23 protein-coding genes are annotated in these 23546 nt (G+C 41.0%); 13 read left to right on the top strand and 10 right to left on the bottom strand.

Features of this window, described 5'->3' with window-relative positions; genetic code table 11:
- Nucleotides 1-99 precede the first annotated feature (99 nt).
- A complete protein-coding gene (spoIID, locus tag G4Z05_RS04845) occupies nucleotides 100-1143 on the top strand; it encodes a stage II sporulation protein D (protein WP_163250727.1) in 1044 nt (347 codons plus the stop codon).
- Between the two features lie 274 nt (nucleotides 1144-1417).
- Here the strand turns inward: spoIID and G4Z05_RS04840 are convergent, their stop codons facing one another.
- Complete coding sequence (locus G4Z05_RS04840; protein WP_163250726.1) at nucleotides 1418-1846, bottom strand: VanZ family protein; 429 nt, start codon at nucleotides 1844-1846, stop codon at nucleotides 1418-1420.
- A 159-nt stretch (nucleotides 1847-2005) separates the two neighbouring features.
- Between G4Z05_RS04840 and G4Z05_RS04835 the strand changes: the two genes are divergently transcribed.
- The 7 genes from G4Z05_RS04835 (at nucleotide 2006) to G4Z05_RS04805 (ending at nucleotide 9104) form a co-directional block, all read left to right on the top strand.
- Nucleotides 2006-2905, top strand: a complete 900-nt coding sequence (locus tag G4Z05_RS04835) for a stage II sporulation protein SpoIIQ (protein ID WP_163250725.1) — start codon at nucleotides 2006-2008, stop codon at nucleotides 2903-2905.
- A gap of 436 nt (nucleotides 2906-3341) precedes the next feature.
- On the top strand, nucleotides 3342-5339 hold the full coding sequence (locus G4Z05_RS04830; RefSeq protein WP_338036745.1) for a penicillin-binding transpeptidase domain-containing protein: 1998 nt from the start codon (nucleotides 3342-3344) through the stop codon (nucleotides 5337-5339).
- Nucleotides 5340-5929: 590 nt separating this feature from the next.
- A complete protein-coding gene (spoIIID, locus tag G4Z05_RS04825) occupies nucleotides 5930-6205 on the top strand; it encodes a sporulation transcriptional regulator SpoIIID (protein WP_038537714.1) in 276 nt (91 codons plus the stop codon).
- Nucleotides 6206-6409: 204 nt separating this feature from the next.
- Nucleotides 6410-7411, top strand: coding sequence for a rod shape-determining protein (mreB, locus tag G4Z05_RS04820; RefSeq protein WP_163250724.1), 1002 nt, complete (start codon nucleotides 6410-6412; stop codon nucleotides 7409-7411).
- A 316-nt stretch (nucleotides 7412-7727) separates the two neighbouring features.
- On the top strand, nucleotides 7728-8045 hold the full coding sequence (locus tag G4Z05_RS04815; RefSeq protein ID WP_163250723.1) for a DNA-directed RNA polymerase subunit beta: 318 nt from the start codon (nucleotides 7728-7730) through the stop codon (nucleotides 8043-8045).
- Nucleotides 8046-8147: 102 nt separating this feature from the next.
- A complete protein-coding gene (fabZ, locus tag G4Z05_RS04810; RefSeq protein WP_038537708.1) occupies nucleotides 8148-8582 on the top strand; it encodes a 3-hydroxyacyl-ACP dehydratase FabZ in 435 nt (144 codons plus the stop codon).
- Between the two features lie 198 nt (nucleotides 8583-8780).
- Nucleotides 8781-9104 carry a hypothetical protein gene (locus G4Z05_RS04805; protein WP_163250722.1) on the top strand — a complete coding sequence of 108 codons (324 nt, stop codon included), beginning with the start codon at nucleotides 8781-8783 and terminating at the stop codon, nucleotides 9102-9104.
- 45 nt (nucleotides 9105-9149) lie between these two features.
- Here G4Z05_RS04805 and G4Z05_RS04800 read toward each other — a convergent pair whose 3' ends face one another.
- Complete coding sequence (locus tag G4Z05_RS04800; RefSeq protein WP_163250721.1) at nucleotides 9150-9401, bottom strand: hypothetical protein; 252 nt, start codon at nucleotides 9399-9401, stop codon at nucleotides 9150-9152.
- A gap of 56 nt (nucleotides 9402-9457) precedes the next feature.
- Nucleotides 9458-9892, bottom strand: a complete 435-nt coding sequence (locus G4Z05_RS04795) for a YwpF-like family protein (RefSeq protein WP_163250720.1) — start codon at nucleotides 9890-9892, stop codon at nucleotides 9458-9460.
- Between the two features lie 390 nt (nucleotides 9893-10282).
- On the opposite strand from G4Z05_RS04795, the gene G4Z05_RS04790 reads away from it, so the two are divergent.
- Together G4Z05_RS04790 and G4Z05_RS04785 are read left to right on the top strand one after the other, a co-directional pair.
- The gene (locus G4Z05_RS04790; RefSeq protein ID WP_038537697.1) at nucleotides 10283-10675 is read left to right on the top strand and encodes a single-stranded DNA-binding protein; all 393 of its coding nucleotides are present in this window, start codon (nucleotides 10283-10285) and stop codon (nucleotides 10673-10675) included.
- A 19-nt stretch (nucleotides 10676-10694) separates the two neighbouring features.
- Nucleotides 10695-10847 (top strand): hypothetical protein, encoded by a 153-nt coding sequence (locus G4Z05_RS04785; protein ID WP_158332812.1) that lies wholly within the window; start codon nucleotides 10695-10697, stop codon nucleotides 10845-10847.
- A gap of 605 nt (nucleotides 10848-11452) precedes the next feature.
- Here the strand turns inward: G4Z05_RS04785 and G4Z05_RS04780 are convergent.
- The 3 genes from G4Z05_RS04780 to G4Z05_RS04770 all read right to left on the bottom strand — a co-directional run bounded on the left by G4Z05_RS04780 (nucleotide 11453) and on the right by G4Z05_RS04770 (nucleotide 13710).
- The gene (locus tag G4Z05_RS04780; RefSeq protein WP_163250719.1) at nucleotides 11453-12190 is read right to left on the bottom strand and encodes an amino acid ABC transporter ATP-binding protein; all 738 of its coding nucleotides are present in this window, start codon (nucleotides 12188-12190) and stop codon (nucleotides 11453-11455) included.
- A 14-nt stretch (nucleotides 12191-12204) separates the two neighbouring features.
- Nucleotides 12205-12852 (bottom strand): amino acid ABC transporter permease, encoded by a 648-nt coding sequence (locus G4Z05_RS04775; RefSeq protein ID WP_163182646.1) that lies wholly within the window; start codon nucleotides 12850-12852, stop codon nucleotides 12205-12207.
- Between the two features lie 75 nt (nucleotides 12853-12927).
- A complete protein-coding gene (locus G4Z05_RS04770; protein WP_163250718.1) occupies nucleotides 12928-13710 on the bottom strand; it encodes a transporter substrate-binding domain-containing protein in 783 nt (260 codons plus the stop codon).
- Between the two features lie 1043 nt (nucleotides 13711-14753).
- Here G4Z05_RS04770 and G4Z05_RS04765 point away from each other — a divergent pair.
- Nucleotides 14754-15881, top strand: coding sequence for a 3D domain-containing protein (locus tag G4Z05_RS04765; protein ID WP_163250717.1), 1128 nt, complete (start codon nucleotides 14754-14756; stop codon nucleotides 15879-15881).
- A gap of 272 nt (nucleotides 15882-16153) precedes the next feature.
- Here the strand turns inward: G4Z05_RS04765 and G4Z05_RS04760 are convergent, their stop codons facing one another.
- From G4Z05_RS04760 to G4Z05_RS04750, 3 genes are all read right to left on the bottom strand, one after another.
- Nucleotides 16154-16924, bottom strand: coding sequence for a TatD family hydrolase (locus tag G4Z05_RS04760; RefSeq protein ID WP_163250716.1), 771 nt, complete (start codon nucleotides 16922-16924; stop codon nucleotides 16154-16156).
- 174 nt (nucleotides 16925-17098) lie between these two features.
- Nucleotides 17099-20026: a DEAD/DEAH box helicase gene (locus G4Z05_RS04755; protein WP_163250715.1), complete on the bottom strand. Its 2928-nt coding sequence runs from the start codon at nucleotides 20024-20026 to the stop codon at nucleotides 17099-17101.
- 169 nt (nucleotides 20027-20195) lie between these two features.
- Nucleotides 20196-21821 carry an SWIM zinc finger family protein gene (locus tag G4Z05_RS04750; protein ID WP_338036744.1) on the bottom strand — a complete coding sequence of 542 codons (1626 nt, stop codon included), beginning with the start codon at nucleotides 21819-21821 and terminating at the stop codon, nucleotides 20196-20198.
- Nucleotides 21822-22015: 194 nt separating this feature from the next.
- Here G4Z05_RS04750 and G4Z05_RS04745 point away from each other — a divergent pair, with 194 nt between their 5' ends.
- A complete protein-coding gene (locus tag G4Z05_RS04745; RefSeq protein WP_163250714.1) occupies nucleotides 22016-22567 on the top strand; it encodes a cupin domain-containing protein in 552 nt (183 codons plus the stop codon).
- A gap of 49 nt (nucleotides 22568-22616) precedes the next feature.
- Here G4Z05_RS04745 and G4Z05_RS04740 read toward each other — a convergent pair whose 3' ends face one another.
- The gene (locus tag G4Z05_RS04740) at nucleotides 22617-23033 is read right to left on the bottom strand and encodes a DUF1284 domain-containing protein (protein WP_163250713.1); all 417 of its coding nucleotides are present in this window, start codon (nucleotides 23031-23033) and stop codon (nucleotides 22617-22619) included.
- A 231-nt stretch (nucleotides 23034-23264) separates the two neighbouring features.
- Between G4Z05_RS04740 and G4Z05_RS04735 the strand changes: the two genes are divergently transcribed.
- Nucleotides 23265-23450: a YwzD family small protein gene (locus tag G4Z05_RS04735; protein WP_163250712.1), complete on the top strand. Its 186-nt coding sequence runs from the start codon at nucleotides 23265-23267 to the stop codon at nucleotides 23448-23450.
- Nucleotides 23451-23546: the final 96 nt, after the last annotated feature.

Genomic DNA, 23546 nt, shown 5'->3' with positions numbered 1-23546 from the left:
AAAATCTGTAATAAATGCTTGTCCCCTTCCATATGTTGTTAGTGAGAACGCAACCCGGATTATGGTGGGCTGTGAATTTGACATACTGGAGGCACAATCATGAAGAAAATCAAACCATTCATCGTACTAGTATCTTTTCTTATTGCCTTGACCTTAGTGATTCCCGCTGTGCTTGTTCTGCCGTTTTCGAGTGAGAAGGCGAGTGGCAAATTGGGTGAGGATCTTTCGAAGTCTCAAGCATCTGAAAAGGCGGAGCCTATGGCAGATCAAGCGGTGGAAGTGGCCGTCTTTCGATCGGAGACATCGAAGATTGAAAATGTCCAATTAGATGAGTATCTCGTGGGAGTAGTTGCAGCCGAAATGCCGGCTGAATTCAATGAGGAAGCGTTAAAGGCTCAGGCTCTAACAGCAAGAACGTATATCGTAAATCGATTGATGACCAATAATAATAAAGGTGTCCCAAAAGCAGCCCAAGCAAAAGGGGCGCAAGTGACGGATACGCAAGCCCATCAAGTGTATATGAGCGATGATGATCAGCGCAAAGCATGGGGGAAGGATTATGAATGGAAAAGGAAAAAGATCGTAGAGGCGGTCCAAGCGACAAGCGGGCAAATCATTACTTATGAAGGCAAGCCGATTGATGCTGCGTTCTTTTCTACTAGTAACGGCTACACGGAAAATTCGGAGGATTACTGGCCAGGCACGATTCCTTATTTGAGAAGTGTGGCGAGCCCGTGGGATAAAAACTCACCAAAATTCAACAGCCAAAAAGTAATATCTGTTAAGGATTTTGAAGCGAGATTAGGGGTAAAAGTAGGTTCTGGTAACACGATTGGAAAAATTATTGCCCGCACCAAAGGGAAGCGTGTGGCAAAGGTGAATATTGGTGGCAAAGTTCTCACTGGAAGGGAAATCCGTGAAGCACTTGATTTACAGTCAACCGATTTTTCATGGGAACGTAAAGGGAACAATATCATCATCACCACACGTGGGAATGGTCATGGCGTGGGTATGAGCCAATATGGAGCCAATGGTATGGCGGAGGAAGGAAAGAGCTACAAGGAAATCGTGAAGCACTATTATCAGGGTGTAGAGATTACGTCAGCAGAGACGATGCTTGCTACGTTAACAGCGAAAAAATAGGAAGGATTTAAGCCAGGTGTGGAGCCTGGCTTTTAACTATGTAAAAAGAATAGGAAAATAAAAGCCCTACCAGTTGCCTTGGAATGTAATATCATTCGAATGGCATTTAAACTCTAAAGATTCCTAATATATTGAAACCTTTACTAAATTTCCTCCTTTTAGAAGAAAAAATCCTATCAAAATAAACCATTATGTTTTTATATTTAAAGAAATTGATTCCTATCTACTATTTGAAAAACTAAAAGAACCGCCGTAATAAAGGTTGACGAGCGGTTTAATGGATCTTCGCAATTCGGTCTAGTTTTTTCCTCAGCCAAACAAATTTCCCTTTATACAGTGCCCTGCTGATGAAGTAGTAGGAGACTAAAATTCCTGTGAAGTCTTTGACTAAGTCAAAGAGAGAGGCCGATCGATAGGAATAGAACGATTGGTGAATTTCGTCGCTAATCCCATAAAGAGCAGCAAATATCGCGCAAGCCACATTCCATTTTGGGGTGAAAGAGCGGCGTAATGTAAGGCTCGCAAGAACGAGTAAGACATATAAAATCGCAAATTCAACTAAATGGAGCGATTCTTTAATCGTTTTGTCGAGGGACGAGTCAGGTAACTCTACGAAATGATTAGACGGCAGGCTAGACTGGATCCAAATAGCAGCCATATATAGAAACGGTAACAACCGTAGTGTATATGTAACAAATTTCATGGTCATTCCTTCTTTCATTTATTGATTCATGTTGAACAGGACTATTTTTCAAAAAAATATTGCATAAAATGGCTGGCAATAACAAATAATAAAAAATTTTTTCAGACTAGTGTATATAATTCTAGTTATCTGTTCAGAATGATTGCTGAGGTGATGAAAATGAGAGAGGAAGAAAACAAACGATCTTCTCAAAGTTCCAGCTTAAAGCGCTTATTCAAAAAGCGTTGGGTATTTCCAGCCATTTATATCGCTAGTGCAGCAATCATTCTAACCGGTGTTCTTTGGTATCAATCTAATGCCAGTGACACAGATAAGTATGAATACAAGTCTTCAGATCTCGCTGGTAAAAAGGATCAGACACCAGCAGTAGAAGTGAACACTGCTTTCGAAAACTTCAAAATGCCAGTGAAAAATGCGGATGAAGCTGTCATTAAAACAAAATTCTATGATTTCAATGCCAAAGCTGAAGACCAGGAAGCCGCATTAGTATTCTACAATAATACGTATCAACCAAGCACAGGTGTAGACATTACAATGAAAGACGGCGAAACATTTGATGTAACGGCGTCACTTAGCGGTACAGTCACTCGTGTTGAGGAAGATGCAGTCCTGGGGAATGTGATTGAAATCGAGCATGATAAAGGTATTGTAACACAATATCAATCGGTGAAGGATATTCAAGTTGAGGTTGGCGATAAAGTGAAGCAAGGAGATGTCCTTGCAAAGGCTGGACAAAGTTTATTCAATGAAAAAGTTGGAACACACGTCCATTTTGAAATTCGCAAAGATGGCGTCGCGGTAAATCCATCAAGCTATTTTGATAAACCATTAAGCGCTTTGCAGGAAGAAGTATCAACAGGGGATGTAGAAGAATCTCCGAAAGTGAAGCAACAAGAGAAAATGGAAGGTGAAGATGGAGCTGAGAATGCTGATGATCAGTCCTCTGAAACCGAATCTGGTGAAGATAAAGACCAGTCAAGTGATAAAGGATCAGACGATGACAAGTCTTCTTACAATGAAGAGGAGTCTACCCAATCAAAAGAAAAATCTAATTCATAATCTTTCATAATCAAAGGGAAGAGGTAATACTTCCCTTTTTTTGTGTGTACATCAGGATTGTACGACTGGGCAAAAAGTGTTTTTCATATTTTTACAGCCATTATGAGCTTCTCTTTTATCTATCTATCTCCCCAAACAAAGCCACAAAGTCCCCTTTTCATTCAAAGTTTTTGATAAAAAAATATCCGGCTAAATAAGCCGGATTGCAAAACTAAAATCTATTTAAAAGGGGGATGAAAAGTGTGAGATTATCCTTTTCATATGTTAGTATAACGCGTAAATATGAACAAACTATGAACAATTAATGAAGGTTTAGGTAATAAATAGGCCATTTATTTGATTCATGACTTATATAAACAGTCATATGACAAAAAATGGGGTGAGGACCTAACTGTGATATAATGGAAATAAAGTAGTTAAACGGGGGGAAGAAAAATTGAGGATAAAGCATGTTGCTGGGGCGCTGCTTTTTATGGTTTTGGCTATCGTGTTAAGTAGCTGTAGTAAAGAACCAACACCAGAGGAGCGTCTGTCTTCGTACATAGCACTGTGGAAAGAAGAGAAGTTTGATCAGATGTATGATTACCTCTCAAAGGATGCGAAAAAGAAAATCTCCAAAGAAGAATTCACCAACCGCTACGAAAAAATCTACAAAGATCTACAAATAACTGATCTCAAGATTAACTATCAAAAACCAAAAAAAGAAGAACAGGCTAAAAAGAAGCTTGCTGAGTATCCAATGACAGTGAAAATGAATAGTATTGCAGGACCGATCAACTTTACACTCAAAGCACAATTGAAAAAAGAAGAAAAGAATGACAAGGAAAACTGGTTTGTTGATTGGAATACAAGATTCATTTTTCCGAGCATGGAAGAGGGAGACACGATCCGCTTGAGTACGCTGCCGGCCCAACGTGGTGAAATTCTTGATCGAAATGGAACGGGACTAGCAGTAAATGGGCAGGTGTATGAAGTGGGTGTCACCGCCGGAGAGTTGACACCGCCAGTAAAAGAACAATTATCCTCACTTTTAAAAATAAAGCCAGAGCAAATAGAGAAGGCGCTTAGTGCGAACTGGGTGAAACCGGGAATGTTTGTACCGCTGAAGAAAATTTCGATGGATGATCAGGAACGAATCTCGCAGTTGATTGCTCTTGACTCGGTAAAAACTCGGAAAGTAGATGCCAGGATTTACCCGTATAAAGAGGCCACGGCTCATTTGATTGGCTATGTTGGACCAATCACGGCAGATGAGTTGAAAAAAAGAAAAGATAAAGGGTACACAAGCCAAGATATCATTGGAAAAAGAGGCCTTGAACAAGTACTTGATGAGCAGCTGAAAGGTGAGAATGGAGTTAAAATTTTAATCAAAAAGAAAAATGGTGGCGAGGAAGTATTGGCGGAAAAACCAGTAGTTAACGGAAAAGATGTAAAGTTGGCCATTGATGCCAATCTACAAATAGTCATATTTGAGGAGATGGGGACAGAGGTAGGGACAGCAGCAGCGATGAACCCATTGACAGGTGAAACCCTCGCCCTAGTTAGCAGTCCTTCTTTTGATCCGAATCAGGCTTCACTGGGATTGACAGCAGATGAATGGAAAGTTCTGAAAGAAGATCCTGGCCAACCGCTCTTGACGCGGTTCAAACAAGCCTTTGCCCCAGGTTCGGTGTTAAAACCACTCATCGCATCGATTGGGTTGGAGAGTGGGAAGATAACACCAGAACAGGCTGTAGAGATAAAAGGTCTGAAATGGCAGAAGGACTCATCTTGGGGCAGCTATTTTGTCACACGGGTTCATGAGGGAAGCCCGATCAATCTGGAAAAAGCACTAGTAAATTCCGATAATATTTATTTTGCACAGGCCGCGCTCAAGATGGGGAAAATGGTGTTTACGGACGGTTTAAAAGGATATGGCTTTGAGGAGAAGATCGATTATCCTTATCCGCTGGAAACTTCCCGAATAGGGGATTTGAAAAACGAAATTGCACTTGCCGATTCAGGCTATGGTCAAGGACAGGTGCAAATGAGTATTGTTCATTTACTGGCTACCTATACGCCATTTATGAATAACGGAAATATGATGAAGCCGATTCTTTTGGATGAGCACGAGAAGAGCCAAGTGTGGAAAGAGTCGGTTGTTTCCAAAAAGAATGCCGAATGGATTGCAGCGGATTTAAGAAAGGTCGTCAGCGATAAAGACGGTACCGCTCATGAAGCAGAAATGGCCGATTATCCACTAGCTGGAAAAACCGGTACGGCAGAGATGAAACAAAAACAAGGCACAACTGGAACGGAAAATGGCTGGTTTATCGCATGGAACCAACAAACACCGAACCCTATGATCGCCATGATGATTGAAAATGTTCAACAACGCGGCGGCTCCAAAGTGCCTGTCCAAATCGTCAAAAACATCTATACGAAATGGAAATAATGTAATGGTGTGAATGAGGGTCTTTATCGATCCATTGGGGAATGGTCGACTTTTGAAAGACCATTCCCCATTTTGTTTTTTGATGGTGTCTGACACTTGTCGAAAAAAGGGATAGGTTTAATTTTGGGAAAAATTATTTTAAATACCTTGTCCTCTTTGTCTAAATTGTGCATAAACTCTTATCCAAGCTAATACAATGTTACAAACCTTTTATATAAAGAGAGTGTTTGAGGTGAGGAGTCGTTTGAAGTTAACGGATATTCAGCCGGGGACATGATTATTCATCGTATGATCAGAAAGTAGGTTACTTTCTGCCGCGTGCATATATTAGGGTCCATTCATGCCGTTCATTACGGCATTTTGGTGACACTAACCATAGTCTCGGAAGAGGATCAGGAAGGAATGACCACAAGTAGGTACATGCTATGAGTGAGGCTGGGTTCACAAGTAGTGATCCTGTGTGGTTTTGCCTGCCTAAAGGGTTCCTATACCTGTTATAACGAGACAAAGCAACGCGGAAGCAGTATTTCGTCGAAGTGATAAGCGAGTCTCATTTCACACTCCACATCCAATTTAGGGAGGGCGAGAGTGTGCACGATTACATCAAAGAGAGGACTATCAAGATTGGAAAGTATATCGTGGAGACGAGGAAAACGGTTCGCGTCATTGCGAAGGAGTTTGGCGTATCCAAATCTACAGTCCATAAGGATCTAACAGAAAGATTACCTGAAATCAATCCGGAGCTTGCAAACGAAGTAAAAGAAATACTAGATTATCATAAATCCATACGCCATCTAAGAGGCGGAGAAGCAACGAAAATGAAATACCAAAAGGAGGAAAAACAAGGGGAAACAATTCAAAAATAAGAACCAAAACAGGCGAATGGTGGTCAGCACCATTGCCTTTTTTAGTAAGTAGGAGCCTAATATCTCTTTCTTATTTTCTCCCATTACAGCGAATATTTTTTTGTTGTATTTGTATAAAAATGTTATGGATTTTGTAATGAATGTGTTACAATTGAAAATTAGGAAATGTATTGGAATCCGTTTGGAGGAGGAAAGGAAAGAGACATGTTTGCAAGGGATATAGGGATTGATTTAGGGACGGCTAACGTGTTGATTCACGTAAAAGGCCGTGGGATTGTGTTAAACGAGCCTTCAGTCGTGGCCATCGACAAAAATACAAATAAAGTTCTTGCGGTGGGAGAGGAAGCTCGCCGCATGGTTGGACGTACACCAGGAAACATCGTCGCGATTCGTCCATTAAAAGATGGGGTGATCGCGGATTTTGATGTAACAGAAGCTATGCTGAAGCATTTTATTAATAAGCTGAATGTCAAAGGTTTTCTATCCAAGCCACGCATTTTGATTTGCTGTCCGACGAACATTACAAGTGTCGAACAAAAAGCGATTCGTGAGGCAGCGGAAAAGAGCGGTGGTAAAAAAGTATACTTAGAAGAAGAACCAAAAGTGGCTGCCATTGGGGCAGGAATGGACATCTTCCAGCCTAGCGGAAATATGGTCGTGGATATTGGTGGAGGAACAACCGATGTAGCTGTTCTTTCAATGGGAGATATCGTTACTTCTTCCTCCATTAAAATGGCCGGCGACAAGTTCGATATGGAAATCCTGAACTATATTAAGCGCGAATACAAGCTCTTAATTGGGGAGCGCACAGCAGAGAATATTAAAATCAACATTGGTACTGTTTTCCCTGGTTCACGTTCAGAGGAAATGGAAATTCGTGGCCGTGATATGGTTAGTGGATTACCGCGTACGATTACGGTTCGTTCGGAAGAAATTGAGCAAGCATTGCGCGAATCGGTGACCGTTATTGTTCAGGCAGCAAAAAGTGTTCTTGAACGTACACCACCAGAGCTTTCTGCTGACATCATTGACCGCGGCGTCATTTTAACAGGCGGAGGCGCATTACTTCACGGTATCGATATGCTCCTTGCAGAAGAGCTGAAGGTTCCTGTACTAGTAGCGGAAAATCCAATGGATTGCGTAGCGATCGGAACAGGGATTATGCTTGATAACATTGACAAAATTCCGGGACGCAAGCTTGGATAAATTTCCTATTCACAATATGAGAGCGCATCTTTTTTATGACGGGGTTACTTATATTCCCTGTGGTATGACATCTTACCAATAAGGTCGATAACAAGTCTAATGATTGTGGCTGATAGGAAGCTGCAAAACATTAGGCTTTTTTTCATGAAATGACCATTTACTATAAAAAACTAATGTGTCTTATTGAATAATTTTTTATAATAGAAATTACATTGATAAATTTCAATGAGTGCCAATGGAAAAATGGTTATAATATGTATAACTCTCGGTCCGGTGTTTTTATACGAAAGGCCGGAATTTAAAGGGGAATAAAAGTATGTCTGTCAATCATCTGAATCAACAAGTACAATCGATTGAAGAAAATAAGGATGAGCTAAAGCAAGGAAAAGATGGCGAAGTGGAGATGGCCGAGACGAAAGAATCCATATGGCCCAAAGAGAAAATTCGCATCCGATTGCTTCCCATATGGCTTAGGCTTGTCTTACTGGTTGTTTTTACGTTCATCAGTTTAATGGTGGGCGCTGCAGTAGGATACGGAGTGATTGGCGACGGAAAAGTGACTGATGTTTTTAAAACATCAACATGGACTCATATCATCGATTTAGTCAATAAAGATGACCGCCCAAAAGAATAATGGAAAATAATTTGGGAAGGGAAGGGAAATCCCTTCCCTTTCATGTGTTTTTAATAGTAGAATAGGAAATAATATCTGTTATTAGTAGGAGGTACTAAAAGAATGTTGGATATTAATGAAATCAAAGAAATCATTCCACATCGTTACCCATTTTTGCTAGTAGATCGGATTGTTGAAGTCGAGGAAGGAAAAAGAGCAGTTGGTATTAAAAACGTTACCGCTAACGAAGAGTTTTTTAATGGACATTTTCCAGATTATCCGGTGATGCCTGGCGTTTTAATCGTGGAGGCACTTGCACAAGTCGGAGCGGTGGCGGTTTTGAAAAAAGAAGAAAACCGCGGTCGCTTAGCCTTCTTTGCAGGAATTGATAATTGTCGATTTAAAAAGCAAGTGAAACCTGGTGACCAACTGCGGATGGAAGTGGAAATGGTACGGCTTCGCGGACCGATTGGGAAAGGAAAAGCCGTTGCAACGGTTGACGGCGAAATTGTCTGTGAAGCGGAAATCACCTTTGCATTAGGGGATAAAAAAGAGTAAAATGAGGCTTCATGATGGATGGGATCGAATTCCCATCCCTTTTTTATTTCTAACGCAAGCATCTATGGGGATTTACCAAAAATTGTATGGTATTTCATTTGCTATTATTCCGTTTTTCTGACATTAAAGTAAATATTTTTTTCATCAGTGGGAAATCTATAATTGTTCGTATTCTATAATTTGAAAGGAGTTTTACGGTTGAAAAAGAAGCTATTTCTATTGCTTTCTGGGTCCGTCCTATCTGCTATACTGTTAGCAGGGTGTAATGTAAATGATGATGATCAAAATCCTCCACCACCAAATGTAACGGATGAAGATCGGAATGACGTGAATGACGATATGCTAGAAAATGACGTGAATAACCGTTTGGATACCGATCGCGATATGATTGACAACAATAATCGTTCCCGTGATATTAATACAGATACGGACAAAGACCCAGGAAAAGATATTAACACCGAACGAGAGGAAATCATTGAAGACGACCTTGATGTTCGTGACAAAGACAGAAAAGACCGCTAAAAAATAGGGACAAGCACAAATCGCTTGTCCCTTTCTCGTTCCACTTTATAACAAACTAGCAAAAAGAATACCGAGGATGACGATGATAAAGAAGATAATATAGATCAATATAGAAAGAATGGTAATAATCCATCCGAGGACTTTCCGATTGGTTTGGATCAAATAAATCCCTAAGGCAATCGGGCCGAAGATGAAACCAAGGATGGCCCACAGCCAAGGACGCTTATGATGCTTTGGAGCATCGATCGCTAAATAAATCGCAATGATAAGACCAAGCAAAAAATTACTGTATTCCATATGTTCCCCCTAAAATTAAAAAATAAATGCCAGCCATGGCTGGTTTCCCACTCTACCTAATTTTTTTTCACTTTCAGCTTTGGTTTACTTTTCATTTTTTCTTTAAACTCGGTAAGAAGGGTTTCTCCCTGAAGGCCTTTTTGTAATAAATTTTCAAGCAGAAGCTCGGAATAGTCGCTTTTGTTGCGACGTAAATGACCTTCTAGCAAGACGCTCATTTGATGTTCAAATTTATTCAACGTGACAATTTTTGTTTGGAAAAAAGCAGGATCATTTTCGCGCTTTGTGATGACAGTTTCAACGATAATTTCGCGGTTTTCTTCTTCAATTTTTTTAAAATAATCATATAAAGTAAGGTCTGTGTAGGCCTCAATTAACCAAGTGGAACGTTCGTCTTCTTTATTAATAATTAATCCATCTTCAAGCGGAACCTCTACGGATTGGCCGTCCTCTTCCACGACTTCTAAAGAAAATAACTTAAATGTCTTCATCCCGAACCTCCTGCGTGTTTTTTCGAAAAGATTATCACATTGAGATAATCTCATTACAGCGTCTACTCCTTCGAATACTTAAGCACTCCTTCTTATGAGAGGATGACTTAAGTGGGCCAAGGCGTTTGCATTTTCCTCATTATACCATATTCTCATCACGGGACGCACAACATAAGGAAGAAGCATTTTTAATAAGATTGTCGAAAAATCTTTGTCGAAATGACCCAAATGCAAATGGATCTTCCATTTGGGGAGTCGTACTGGACAAAAATTCCCTTAAACGATTCATTTCTTAAAAATATGGTAGTAAAACAGGCATTTTCTCCGTTTTACAGGAATAGAACTTTTGAACTATGATAAAAGCAACAAAACGTGAAGGAGTTGGTAAGAGTGATCAATCAAGTTACCCTGGTAGGCAGGTTAACTAGGAATCCCGAGCTGAGAGCGACTTCGGAAGGAACGGCTGTCACCCAAATTACCTTGGCCGTTAACCGAAATTTTCGCAATCACAACGGAGATATTGATGCAGATTTTGTTCAATGCACACTTTGGAGAAAAGCAGCTGAAAATACGTGCCAATATTGTCGAAAAGGGTCGATAGTCGGGATCACCGGCAGGCTCCAAACCCGTTTTTATGAGAAAGAAGGAAAACGGGTGTATGTCACAGAGGTCATCGCTGAATCCGTTCGTTTCCTCAGTAGTAAACCACATGAACAATCCAATATCACTGTCCCTTCCCCGGAAGCTGAACAAAAGAAAGGAGAAGAAGTCATTGCATTTTAAAGAGAAGGAGGCGCCCCAATTGGAGGAGTTGCTTGAGAGCTTAATTAAAATGGTTGGGCGAGCGAACCAAAAGGTGGACTGTCTGCAAGTTCGTGTCAGACAGCTTGAAAGGTTCATTAGTGAAAATCATTTGGAAGTACGGGAGAGAAGTCCTTTTCAAATGTATTCATAAAGAGGATCTATGGTAAATGGTTGCGGCACCACGGTTGTTGAAAATGAGCATTGTTAAATGACGATGAACAATGAAATACTCCAATCTTATTTCCTCTATTTTTCCCCATCTAGAGAGAATCAATCATCGCCTCATACATTTCCCCATCTTTGACTCCTGGCCATAGCTGCCAGGTTTTTTTGTCATGACTTTGAAAATGGAGCAAGTGACAGCATTGCAAGATCAATGGATACAGCTTTTGCCAGAGTAGAAAGGAAGTGAGTTGAAAGGTAAAGCGTTTGTACCAGGGGGTTAAGGGATCAAGCTATAAAAAAGTAAATAAATTTTACGAAATACGGAAAGACGAGTAAAAGTATCACGTTCTTTAAAGGAATTTACCTACTTTTTCAAAAAGTGGTATGAAATACAGATGAGTGGCAACACTATATAGTAAAATCCCCCTGTTTATATTTAGAAGCCGCTGATCGAATGGTTGGCGGCTTCTTGGTGTGCTCGGCATAATGAAAAGTCCTGAGAAGTGATGGTAGAAGTAACAGTTCGCATAACGTAAAGATCTGGAATCTAAAGCAAGCAGGCAGCCAATTTCCGGTTTGGGCAACACGAACTTACAAAACGGAATCCAAGAAATCTTTGGTTCGTTTTTGGGTAGGTGTGTGAAACAATTGATCAGGATGGCCGACTTCCACAATTCGACCATCGTGCATATAGATGACCGAGTCGGCGACTTCGCGGGCGAAGCCCATTTCGTGGGTAACAACGATCATGGTCATGCCTTCTTGAGCTAATTTTTTCATTGTGACAAGGACCTCTCCGACCAGCTCTGGATCGAGTGCCGAAGTTGGTTCATCGAACAACATCACCTCCGGCTTCATCGCAAGTGACCGGGCAATCGCTACACGCTGCTTTTGCCCACCAGACAGTTTGCCAGGATATACGTTCGCTTTGTCACTTAAACCGACCTTCGCCAGAAGCTCTTTGGCCTCCTCGTAGGCCTGATCCTTAGGGATCTTTTTTACATGAACCGGGGCCTCCATAATATTTTCAATCACTGTCATATGGGGGAACAAGTGAAAGTGTTGAAACACCATTCCAACTTTGGCACGTATTTGATTCAAGTCATGTGTATGTTCTTCAATCTGTTCGCCGCCAATAAAAATCTTTCCGCTATTTTTGATTTCGAGGAAATTGAGACAGCGTAGCAGTGTGCTTTTTCCAGAACCACTCGCGCCAATTAAACAAACCACTTCGCGTTCTCTAACAGTCATATCAATATCTTTTAATACATGGAGATCTCCAAATGATTTATTCAATTTTTCAACCTTTACCATGATGGCTTCCTTCATCGTATATCTCCTTCCTAATCGCTGATGGCCAGACGGTTTTCGGCATATCGGGCCAATAGGGAAATAAGAAACACAAGCACGAGATAGTAGACAGCGACGATTAACAGATAGGTCAGATAGTCGAATGTATTGGAGCCAAAGGTGGTGGCCACATTAAATAGCTCGTACATTCCAATGAATGCCGCCAGCGATGAATCTTTTAGGGCAATAATAAATTGATTGCCAAGAGGCGGCATCGCGCGTCTTAATGCCTGCGGTAAAATGATTCTGCGATAAGTTAGACTCACGCTCATACCGAGGGAACGGCCTGCTTCCATCTGGCCATGGTCAATCGATTGAATGGAACCCCGAAAAATCTCAGCGATATAGGCTCCATTGTGGAAGGCAAGTCCAAGTACGACTGCCATAAACTGTGACATATTAAGCGAAGTCAATCCATAGTAAAACACGAAAATCTGTACAATGAGAGGCGTGCCTCGCACGAGAAAAATATACGCATCTGAAAGCCACACAAGAATGTTGATTTTGGATATTTTTAAAAAAGCAAAAAACAATCCAATAATAATGCCAATCATAATGGCTACGACCGTAAGTTCAAAGGTCAGCAGCATGCCTTTTAGAAAAACGGGGTAGGTATCAATCAACTTATTAAACCAATCCATAATTCCCTCCTTATGTGTGGATGGGGAAATTTGTAGATATTCCCCGAGAAATATTTAGGGAAATTTGTAGATCCGTTACTGCTTTTCCGGGAGGACCGTTATGTCTTCTCCAAAATACTTTTGGCTGATTTTCGTTAAGGTACCATTTTCGCGGAGTTTATCGAGCGCTTTGTTAATTTCCTTTAGGAGCTTGTCGTTATCCATTGCGACTGCAATTCCTTGTTCACTGCGACCAAGCATTTCTTTTCCGACAATTTTCATTCCTGCTCCGATCGCTTCCTTCCCTGTGACAAAATCGGTGATTACCGCATCGTGTTTCCCTTTACTGAGAGCTTCGAGTGCCACTACATCACTATCGAGCAAGATAATTCGATCGGTAACTTGTTTAGCTAACTCTGCAAAGGTGGTACCTTTTGAAACAGCAATTTCCTTTCCTTTAAGATCATTTAAGGTTTCCACTTTACTATCGGGACGAACAAAAATTTGTGGTCCTGAATAGTAGTATGGAGTGGAAAAATGAACGACCTTTAAACGTTCTTCTGTAATCTCATGGCTAGCGACGGCTGCATCAAATCGTCCTGACTTGACCCCTTCAATAATTCCACCAAACTTAAATTTTTTCTGAACTGGTTTTAGTCCGAGTTCCTTGGCGATCGCTTCTGCTACTTCAATATCAAAGCCTGTCATCGTTCCATCTTCCTTCATGTAGCTAAACGGCTTATATTCGCCAGAGGCGGCATAGATAAACTTCCCTTCTTCTACCAGTTTCCTTTCATTGGTGGAAGCTTTTTCCGTTCCGCAGGCGGTCAAAAGAATTATTAAAGCGAAGATAAAACACCCTTTTCTTAATAAGTTCACTAGAAAACCTCCTCTTTGTTTTTTTGGACGACCCTTCTCTTCATATGTTATTAAGAATTTTCAGAAAAATGATTGAAAATTGGTTTTTAAGAGAGAACCATCCTATGGAATGGAGGACAAGCAGGAAAATAATCGTTATTGTCGAATAATAATGGAGAATGATGTCTAAATTTGGGGGGTGTACAAATGGGAGAGGTTTATATTGTTTTTATAGGGGAGAAAATAAAAGAGAGAGAATGGTTGCTAAGGAGAAAACCTCGTTTTAACGATATGATTATACTTTCACATCAGTCACCTCGTATGAATCAGAACTCTCTTTTCCACTACATACCTCTTAACCAAAGTGAAAATAGTTGTTTCTACATCAAGGATCAAGACATTCAAATTAATTTCCACCATAGAACATTACAAATTTTTTCAAGTAAACATGAATTAACTGAAGTAGAAGTGTATGAGATTTTAAGCCATTTTGTACTTATAGAAGGGGGGAGGGTGAAGCTCTTGGGCAGAATGCCTATGACTAAACCGTCCCATATGAAAAGGATTAGGTGGCGAACACGTCCTCGAAGGATACACTTACACATAAATGAGGGGAAGGAAATGTATTTCATTAATAGGGAAACAAACCAAATGGAATGAAATTTAATTTATGAAACTAGAAGAATAAGTTCCCAAAAAGGAAGTGGTGAAAAATGACTCGTTTTTCTTCACTTTCTTTTATGTTCTTTAGGTCTAGCAATGATGACAGATCATTTCATTCAACAGGCAAATTCCCAAAAAACTAAATCTTTGCCCCACTTTTTAGGACAACAGTTATAGGGATTGCCCCTAACAAAAGTCCCCATCCATGATGTCTACCCACATGGATATTAGGTGAAAATTCCTCGTATGAAATACCACTTTTTCCCTTAAAATGACAGAGATATTCCAATATTTGTTTATTTTTTCTACTTATGTGACGAATTGTGATAGTCTTTTAATATTTTTGTAACATTTCTGGTACATTGATCTGTTATAACATTGGTATATAAGGAGGAGAAAATATGCAGAAATGGTTGAAGCGTATTACTCTTGCAGTACTAGTTCTAATAATGTGTGTTTCTGGTACGATTGTTACATATGCAGAAACAGACGATCTGCAAAGTCAGCTTCAAGAGAAAGAAAATCTACTTGAACAGCAGATGAAGGAAAAACAGTCTGTACATCAAGAAATTCAGCAAATTAAGCAAGAATTAGAGTCTATATATAATGAAATTGAACAAAACAAAAAAGAGATGGCAGTCACTCAGGCCAAAATTGATGAGGTAAACAAGCTCATCCAACAAAAGAGGGAAGAGATTGTAATATTAGAGGATAAAATTCTTGGCCGAAAAGAAGTGATGAAAAAGCGGGCCGTTGCTCTCCAGCATAATAGTAATGTTGGTCTCATTATTAACATTTTCTTTGAGTCTGATAGCATCTCAGAATTTATCCAGCGCGCTTCTGCGGCATCCACTCTTATGGACGCTGACAAGGAAATCTTAATCGCGCAAAAGGAAGATCTTCAACAAATTGAAGAAGATAAAAAAGAAATTGATAAACAAGAACAACTTTTAAAAGAACAGCAAGCGACTCTTGCTAATCAGCAAGCTAAGCTTGATCAAAATCTGCAAAAACGTGAAGAATCATTAACGGCGATGCAGACAAAATATGATCAAATCGTTCAGCAAATGGCCATAGCTGAGCAGGAAAAGAAGGAAATTACTTCAAAAATGGAAGCTATTAAGGCTGAAGCTATGAAGGCAGAAGCAATGAAGGCAAAGGTAGCTCAATCTACAGCACCTGCACCCGCTACTGCTTCTAAATCTGCACCTGCGCCAACTAAAGAGTCAAGTTCAGCACCTAAAGGACGTGAACTTTACGTTACCGCAACTGCTTACAGCCATGAAGAATCTGGTTCCATTACGGCTTTAGGCTATAATATTAAAGCAAATCCAAATATGAAATTGATTGCCGTGGACCCTCGTGTGATCCCACTTGGTTCAAAAGTATGGGTTGAGGGATATGGAACAGCTATCGCTGGGGACACTGGCGGAGCGATTAAAGGTCACAAAATCGATGTTCTGATGCCAAACAAGGCAAGCGCACTTGCTTGGGGCAGAAAAACCGTAAAGGTTATCATTTTAAACTAAACGATAAATCGATAGTCCGGCCGAAATGGCTGGGCTATTTTTTATTAGTTGAGTTCCCTTGATTCTCCATCTTATCATCTATCACCCTTTATCTATGTATTCCTTCATATAAAGCTAGAGCCATCCAACCTCTCCATCGTTAACCAATTAACCTGTGCTTACGAATGTAGTAGAAGAGAATATAGTGGCTATATACAGGTTTGGAGATTTCTTGAAATCTCATACGTATTCTTTCATGAGTGGGCAGATCTATTCCACGGAATGATAGGTTTTTATAGGCGATAAAAGACTCGAGTGTTTTTATATATTTGTTCGGAAACTTCTTTTTCGGATTGTTTTTTTATTTTTGCTAGAGTGGAGATAGAGTATTTAATCATGTTTGGGTGTGTTTTTTGTCCGGTAAAAGGGCCATCGAACGGCCAAGGACCATCGGTTTCCACCATGATTTGCTCTAATGGGTAGGATTTCGCTAATTGTTGAATTTTTTCTTTATATAAAATTTCGGGTGTAACGGAAATATAGTAGCCATTGGATATCATTCTTTTGACCGTTTTTTGGCCACCTTTGAACCAATGAAAATGGGCTTTCGTTATATTATGTTTCTCTAATAAATCACATACAATCGGGGCATCGTCGTAGACAGCATGTAAAACAATCGGTTTTTCCCATTTTTTCGCTAGCACGAGAAAAGTCTCAAGGAGTTCGAGATATTGACCATACTCAGGGGCGGAAACTTTTCCGTCTTTTCGTAAATAATAGGGAAGACCTACCTCTCCTACAGCAATCATTTCTTCTTTATGCTGAGTCATCCACTCCATCAGTTTGGTTAACTCGCGTTCATTTGGCAGAGACTGCTCGGGATGAAATCCAAAGGCTGGTTTTACCTTCGAATAGGTTTTATTTAAGCGAAGATTCCGTTTACAGGAATGAAGGTCAAACGAAACAGACACCAAAGCTTCAAGCCAATCCGCTTTTTTTAACATCGATTCGATTTCTTTATCCTCGTAACGATCTAAATGAATATGTGCATCAATGATTTTCATGTTTTTCACATCCTAAATCTATTTTACACCTTAAAGAACCATACCGCATCATCCATCATGTAGACGTATGGTTGCTAATTTGGGGAAATGTGGAAGGAGATAACTCTCTTCCACCGAAGAGTCATCAACAGCAAAAAACAGCGGCGAAAAGCCGCTGTTTCTTTATGGTCCCATTTATCCAAGATAGACCAATTCTTTTAGTTCCTCTGTTGAGAGCTCCGTGATCCAGTTTTCGCTTTGGATAATTTGATCGTTTAGGTGTTGCTTTTTTTCAAGCATCGTGTCGATTTTTTCTTCGAGTGTGCCAGTGCAGATGAGTTTGTGTACATGGACAAAGCGGGATTGCCCAATGCGGTAGGCACGGTCTGTTGCTTGGTTTTCAACAGCGGGATTCCACCAGCGGTCATAGTGGATGACGTGATTAGCCGCGGTGAGATTCAAACCTGTTCCACCTGCCTTCAGTGAAAGCAAGAATACAGGGAACTCTTGGTTTTGGAACTGCTCGATCATCCTATCTCGCTGCGCTTTTGATACACTCCCATTTAAAAACGGCACCTCAACACCAAATTTTTCCTTCAATGTCCTTCGAATGATTTCGCCCATTTCGATATATTGGGTGAAAATAAGACAGCTTTCGCCCTGTTCTAAAACCGCATCTACCAGTTCAACCAGCTTCTCTAATTTATTGGACCGCTTTAAAAGCTCACGATCGGCCACTTGTTCCTTCAAATATAAAGCAGGATGGTTGCAAAGCTGTTTTAAGCGGCTTAACATTTGCAGAATTAATCCCTTGCGTTCAAAACCGGTCAGTTTTTCAATTTCCGCAAATGTATCGTGAATCAATTGTTCATATAATGATGCCTGTTCGGCTGTAAGTGGACAGTATTCTTTTTGTTCCAGCTTATCAGGTAGGTTCAGTGCCACTTCTTCGTCTTTTTTCGTACGACGAAGCAGGAATGGCTTAATTAACTGCTGTAGTTGCTGGATTTTTTCCTTTTTCTCCTCTTTTTCAATCGGAAGAATGAATCGTTTTTGGAACTGTCCGAGGCTACCGAGGTAACCGTGGTTCGTAAAATCAAAAATCGACCATAATTCAGACAAACGATTTTCCATCGGTGTTCCGGTTAGGGCGATGTGGTGGCGTCCTCTTAACTTGCGCACCGCCTTTGACTGCTTCGTTTGTGCATTCTTAATATTTTGCGCTTCATCAATGGCAATCGTGCTCCAATGAAGTGCCGCAAATTCCTCTGTATCAAGATGGCTCAAGCCATAAGAGGTAAGTACGACATCCACCTCTTGAGCTTCCTGCACGAAGGCTTCCTCTTTCAGCCGCTTTGAACCATAATGAAGATACACCTTCATTTTAGGTGCAAATCGCTCTAATTCCTTTTGCCAATTTCCAAGAACGGAAGTAGGGCAGATGATTAAGGCCGCTTTTGTAGGGACTTTAGTAGAAGAAGTTTTCGAGTCAGTCACCGTTTCGTGATTTTCTATGGTGTCTGCTTCTTCTTTTACCTTCAATAAATACGATATGAGCTGAATGGTTTTTCCTAGTCCCATATCATCAGCGAGGATGGCGCCAAATCCATATTGTCGCAGGAACCAGAGCCAGCTCATTCCTAGTTGCTGGTATGGCCGAAGTTCTCCGTTCAATTCTTCCGGCGCTTGGACCAATGGGATGTCCTTCAGCTCTGATAGTTGCTTAATCATCTGCTTCCATTGCCGGTTCAGCTCAATCTGAATCTTCATAAACGCCTTCGGATTTTCAATCTCTTCTTCGTCTCCCCTAGAGTCCACCAGTTCTTGCTCAAGCAAATCACGGACATGCAATCCTTCTTTTTCGGCCCGTTTCATCAAATCTTGAATTTGTCGAATAAACTGCGGGTCAAGCTTTACCCAGCGACCGCGAATATAGACAAGCCGCCGCTTTTCCTCGACAAGTCGGTTAAACTCTTCCTCGGACAACTCGACATTATTCATGGAAAAACGCCAATTGAAATCAAGCATGGCATTCAAACCGACAAATGATGGACGGTACGCCGTTGTCCCTTTCAGCGATGCTTTTACTCGCAAGTTGGCCTGTTTCATTGCCTGCCACCAGGAAGGTAGGAGGATTTCGACATCAAGCGCCAATAGGGTTTCGCTTGCCTCCGTCAAAAACATCCATGCTTCTTCCTCTGTCAGCTCGGTTTTCAAAGGGGCAATTCCGTTTTCTTCAATGTCCCCGTCGCCTAGCCAAGGGAAAAGCCTTACCCAGCGGGCTTGCTCACGGTCGACTTTATCCAAATAAGAGCGCCACCTCGCTGGAATCCGTTTTACATCTTCGACATCCACTACCTCATCAACATTTTTTTTACCTCGTAAAAAAACATCTAAACTCCAGTTGCCTTCCCCGTTTTCTGGTTCATCCAAACGAAGCCCGATCGAAAATGGCGCTTCATTTTCTTTGATACCAACCCACTCTAGCCAGCTTTCATCGTCAAAACAACGAGCCAGTTCCATGTTGGAAATGTTTTGCTTTTTCAATAAATCAAGCTTTGGTCCGAATAGTTCCTTCATAGAATTATTTTTTGTTAAAAAAGCATCCAATGCTTGGTTATACAAATCGGAAAGGTAATCACGGGCTGTTGTTGGGAAGGAGTCAGTGTCTACAATAATCTTCGAGTGAATTTTCTGTTCCCAAAATGAGGGATTGAACTCATTCTCGACTCGATCCGGCAGTTTCCAGCGAAACTCGCCATGTGGCCCCCATACCGAAAAATCCGGAAGCCAATCTTTTTCGACAATTCCTTCATACATCGATGCCGCGGCTGCTAGACAAATTTCGGCTTCTTCATTCCAATCCCACTCTATAAAGCGATTGAATGATTCCTTAGCAAAAAGCGATACGAGCTGCCAGCCGTTCATGGCAATACCTTTCATGTCTTTGGTTGTCTCCGTATCGAGCAGTGTTCCGTAAAAACTTTCAGCATGATTGCTAAAAACAAGATTCTTCCATTGAGAGGGATCGATGATGTTGCCCTCCTTGTCTTGAGCGGAGAGGAGGAAGCGATCATCTTCTAATTTTGTGATTAGCAATTTCAAAAACCTAGTCATAAGCATGGTAAAACGGCTCCTTTAAAGTGGAGTGGAGGAGTCAGAACGACGATTTCGTACCGATGCTGAATCCTTACGATCGTTAGAAATACTATCTCCATACAGATAAGGGAACTTCTCGTGAATCTGCCCAAAAGATCGCGCGGGCACGTTTTTTATCAACCAAGCCTGTCATCTAAATCAATTTGCTTCGTTGGCATTCTTCTTGGAAGGCGCGCAGTCGTTTGGTTCGTTCGAGTAATTGGGTGAGGAAGTATTCCCAGTCTTCCATTCGTTTTAGTTTTTTGTACAGGGTTCGGAGTTTTTTTAGGTGGCGCACGGCCATGCGGTAGCTGCCACGGTTTTTCTGATCGATTTCATGTTGGGCTGCTTGATGGAGCATTCCGAGTAGCAGTTCAGGTCGCTCTTTCTCGAGCCGTTTTACTCGATCATTTCCTAGATCATCGTATCCCAATCCGACCAAGGCGTACAGCTCGGCCCACCGGTCCCAATCACCGCGTTCCAACAATAAATGTTCATAATCCGCAAAACTGTACGGCAGCATCACTAGCAATGCCCGCTCAAACAAATCGACCCGGCCATTTTCCGAACAATAGGGCGTAATGGCCCGTAGTGCTTTCCGGATAAAGACGGAACTACTATGATACGAACCGAGCCAATCGGTATATTTTTTTAGTTGTTGTAAAAATAGCTCGATCAATGGTTCCACCCGGCGCCACATTCTGGCTGCGGAAAAATCTTCAATCCACCACAACATATAAGGCGTGATGAATTTTTCTGGAACACTGTTTGCTAGTTCCAGTGCCTGTTCATCATTCCCGAGTAAGAAAAATAAATGAATCCTCGTGACTAAATAGGGGACAGGATTCTCTCCGTCCTCAAGCTGCTTTATATGATCGCCAATTTTCCGTGCTTCTTCCTGCCGCCATTCTTTTTTTCGAAAGAGTTCCGTCCACAATAGGCGGTGTAGTTGGATGCGTTCTTGCTCCAGCCCTTTTCTCGTGCAGGTAAGTAGTTCAAACACCTCATCCTTCAAATGCCCAATGAACTCATCAAAGGAAAAGGGAAGGGTTTGTACCCCCATTTTTTCAACAATCTCTTCGACCTCTCCTAGTAAATTTTCAAAAGAGTGATGATAAGCTCGCCGTACGGTCTGTTCATCAAATCCCAGTTCATTGCTTAGGACTACGAGGTTTCGAAACGATACTACTGCGGCCACCAGTTCATAAATGAGACGCCACTCTTTTTCGACCGGAGCACTGGCCCTAATCCGTTTCAAGTAAATCTCGAACAATTCTGGAATGATAAAGGGGTTTGTATATTTCTTTCCCCCGACTAGTGTATTAAAGCTTACCTCAAACGATTGGACCCAGCGGCTGTAGTCCGGTTTTAGCACCCCCTCTGCTTTGACCAAATCTTTTGCTTTTTTTAATCCCCAGGCGGTCGCTAAATTCGTTTGGTGCATATTCTCCCTTAGTGGCTCGCGCCATTCCGATACCCAGTCTGCCACACTACCTTTTTGCGCATAGGCGCTAAAAAACACGGCCATTTGATGGCGACATAGCCCTTCACTAGGACAGGAGCATTTACTCTGCCCCAAAATTTCTGGGTTTAGCTGTACCTTGGCAGGTGTTACATCTTGTACGGTGGCGCGAAATTCTCCTTGTTCCATACGAAGCTGTGTGACAAGTCCTTGGCGATAAAGCATGAGCCCTTTTTGTACAAGCTTCACATCCTCAGGCAAATACGGACTCAATCTATTCTTTATCTCATCAGAAAGTTCCAGTATCTGTTCGTTCACAGGTATCGACCCCATTACATCAAAAAAATCCATATTCCTTTATTATATCCAAAAAATTTAGATTCGAGGAGAGGGGGACTTAATGGTAAATAAAAATGAGGATTGAAGGAACAGACTTGAATCTTGCCCTCTTGTTCCATTTCTCCTCTATGTGCATAAGATATGGTGAATAATCTAGGAGGGAGCTGAAAAAAATGTACGATGCCCGATCCAATCCTTATTTTCATCCATATTACCGAATGGTACCCCATCCCTATGGAAATCAGCACCTATATTGGACATCACCTCATCAACCTTACCGAATGAGTCCAATGCATTCGACCATCAATGAAAGGAAAGACTTTGGACCCGAACCATTTGTGGTCAACATTAATCAGGCTGCCAAACAAAACGAAACGTTTCGAACCGCATTATGGACAGGAAAACACCTACAAGTAACATTAATGAGCCTACAAGTGGGGGAAGATATTGGATTAGAAATTCATCCGGATTTAGATCAGTTTTTACGTATTGAACAAGGTCAAGGAATAGTTCGAATGGGACAACAACAAGACCAATTAACATTTGAAAGGGAAGTTTTTGATGATTCAGCCATCATGATTCCTGCTGGTACTTGGCATAATGTCATCAATACAGGAACGATTCCCTTAAAAATCTATTCGATCTATGCTCCACCACAGCATCCGAAAGGCACGGTTCACAAAACGAAAGCAGAGGCCATGGCTGCCGAAGAACAGCATGCTTAAAATCCAATGAAAATGAAAAAGGAGCGGTAGTCCGCTCCCAACCTTTTTCTTATTTCACTTCCCGCAATCCTTTCCCTTCAATCATCTCTTGCATTCCTTCTTCACATACCCCATAGGCGCGCCAGGAACAGGATTCGCAGATGGTTGCAAGATCCGAAGGGACTGCGTGTTTACGGATCCGTGATTCAATTTCTGACCAACTTAAGATTTGACCGATTTCAAGCCCAAGTTTCTTCAATATTATAGCATCTTTTTCATATATATTTTGGTTTTCACAATGATAATCGCCCGAGTTAGGGTACTTCTCACACAATTGATCCGGTCCATTTACGAGCTGAATGAATGTGTTTGGCTCGTTTCTTAACGTTTGATGAAGAATGGTCATGTTTTTCACATATTCCTCGGAATAGCCCATTCCCCGGTAACCAAGCAAGCAAAATAGATGATGGCCTCTTAATTTAAACACCTGTAAGCCTCCTTAAATGTTTACTTAATTTACATAAAGGTTAACATATATTCATCATATCATGCTTGACGGAAAAAGAGGTTTTTTCTTTGAGTGAAATTTAATAATAAAAAATAATCCAAAATCTACATTAATCCCAAAAATTTTACAATAAATACCGGGAAAATATTTACAATTATCTATTATCATAGTAAAATATGACTAATTATGTTGATGGGGAGGATTGAACAGTTGGATCAAAAACAAGGGAAGACAAGCCCGGTGATAGCCGATTTTGCTGAGATTTTAAAAAAGGCATATGAGAAGGGCATGAATGAAGCAGAAATAACGGTAGAGAAATTAATCGAAGAATTAAAAGCCGATTTGAAGCATTTACTAGTTAGGGATTCCCAAGCAGTGGTCGAGTCAAGACTTTAGCCGATTTTCCTTATGGTCCATGATGGCTTCCCTCCGCCGAACCGTGATAGCATATAATATCGTTTTACATATAGTAAACGGCACCGCAAATTGCGG

This window comes from Neobacillus thermocopriae (genome assembly GCF_010975035.1).
In the GTDB taxonomy this organism is placed as follows: domain Bacteria; phylum Bacillota; class Bacilli; order Bacillales; family Cytobacillaceae; genus Neobacillus; species Neobacillus thermocopriae.
This window is presented reverse-complemented; position numbering and strand designations above follow the sequence as displayed.